Here is a 1,799-nt window from a genome sequence, read left to right as displayed (position 1 = left end):
CCACCGGTCGTTATGATGACGGCTTTGCTTGAAATCAGTTGTGGCTCTTCACCTTGAACTGTAACAGTGACCCCATCGACTACACCATCTTTTTCATTGATCTCAGTGACATTTGAATTGACGAATAGTGGTATTTCACGCTCATGAACGTTATGTAATAACCCGTCAACCAGGTAACCACCTATGGCAGAACCATCTGTTGGACGATGTGTTCTCTTTTCACTCATTCCACCAGTAATCGTCAGGTTGTCAAGCGTGATGCCATTACTATCTAACCAATCGATAGCATCTGCTGAATGAACAACGAAGAAACGTAAGAGCTCTTTGTCATTTGTGTCATGACTACCTTTTAGCGTTTCGTCATAAAAAGCATCATTGGAATCTTCGATACCTTCTTCTTTTTGGAATTTAGTTTCTGAGGCATTCATTCCGCTAGATGATTTCGATGTATTACCACCAGCAACAGGCATTTTTTCAAAAATAACTGGATTAAGTCCCTTGTCCTTTGCTTCAATAGCAGCAGTCATTCCTGCACCACCAGCCCCAACGATGATGACATCATAACTATCTTTCAACTCGCTTGGGTCAGTATACTGTTGCTCAGAAGCCCCAGAATCAGCCTCAGTTTTGTCTGAGGACGATGTGTCCTTATCAGAATCTGCGCCGTTATTGCTACAACCCACTAGTAATAGTGCTGAGAGAGCCATCCCAGCTTTTAACAATTTATTCACGATAATAATCCCCTTAAAAATAGATATTTTACAAGAATATATTACCAAAAAAACATTATTGTGTTAAAAGTCACATAATAAATCGTGGAAATGAGAATTGCATGACAAAAAGAACTGCGTCTTCTTCACACAGCTCGTGTTTTAGTGCTTTTTTGATCATTCTTGTCGTGAAACAGATGGCTCTCTGGACGACTTATGATGATGACGAAGAGGATGAAGAGGCTGCTTGATCTGCTTTGACACGATCGATTGCAACAACTAACGAGACAATCAAATCCCTTTTATCATCATCGAAAACAGTTATTTGATAAGTATCTCCCCATGAAAACCACTTTTTACTGATCTGGGCGATAGGAGAGCCTGCTGCACTAACTTCAAAATCCATATCCCACCAATCACCAGTGACAGAAATATCGCCTGAATCAATCGTATAGCGTGGTTTAAAAAGAGTGAACTCCTTTATAATCGTAATTGTCGGTTGTCCTTCAATATTCACGAAGAATTTAGGGAGGAGGCTAAAAACTTTTTTGGTGATTGTACAAACATTGTCACCATCCTGATCGTAAATTCGGAAAGTCTTAGGAATTTGCATAAAGCTCCCTGCAACAGTGTAAATCGGATTTTCTCGATCATCAGTGACCGTAAACTTTTCGCCTATTGAAAAAACTTTTTGTTTCATATACAACTGTTGCATCGCTTGACCTCCTATAAATTAAGTTTTAATTAGTTTAGAGTAAAGTGTCATAGAATCTGGTATTAGAATATAGTAGTTAGACATCATCTAGAACCTAATCTTATTTTTGATGATCGTTCGATAAAGAGATTTCCTTCCTGAACTTTTTTAACCTCTTATTACTTTCTGTAACATTTTTCTTTCTATAGCTTTCTTTCCTTAATAGTGACTGAAATTTAAATTCTTTGCAACAGTTTAGAGGAATGTTGTCAAATGAACCTAAGGATTTTGGTCGCGACAAAAGCGAACTTACGTTTGATAAAAGCTGTGAAATTTGGTACAATAAGCTAGTAACACTTTTAAGGGAGCGTTACGGATTCGACAGGCATAGGTCG

2 protein-coding genes are annotated in these 1,799 nt (G+C 38.2%); both read right to left on the bottom strand.

The genetic code is table 11. From position 1 onward, the window contains the following. Positions 1-707 (bottom strand): FAD-dependent oxidoreductase (locus H541_RS0110925; RefSeq protein WP_156831909.1); only part of this gene is annotated, 707 nt, incomplete at its 3' end. Positions 708-924: 217 nt separating this feature from the next. Beyond that, positions 925-1,425 (bottom strand): LURP-one-related/scramblase family protein, encoded by a 501-nt coding sequence (locus H541_RS0110920; RefSeq protein WP_022797306.1) that lies wholly within the window; start codon positions 1,423-1,425, stop codon positions 925-927. Between the last annotated feature and the right edge of the window lie 374 nt (positions 1,426-1,799).

The organism is Bavariicoccus seileri WCC 4188, from assembly GCF_000421665.1.
Lineage (GTDB): Bacteria > Bacillota > Bacilli > Lactobacillales > Aerococcaceae > Bavariicoccus > Bavariicoccus seileri.
The sequence above is the reverse complement of the archived record's forward strand: the minus strand, read 5'-3'. Positions and strand labels throughout refer to the sequence as shown.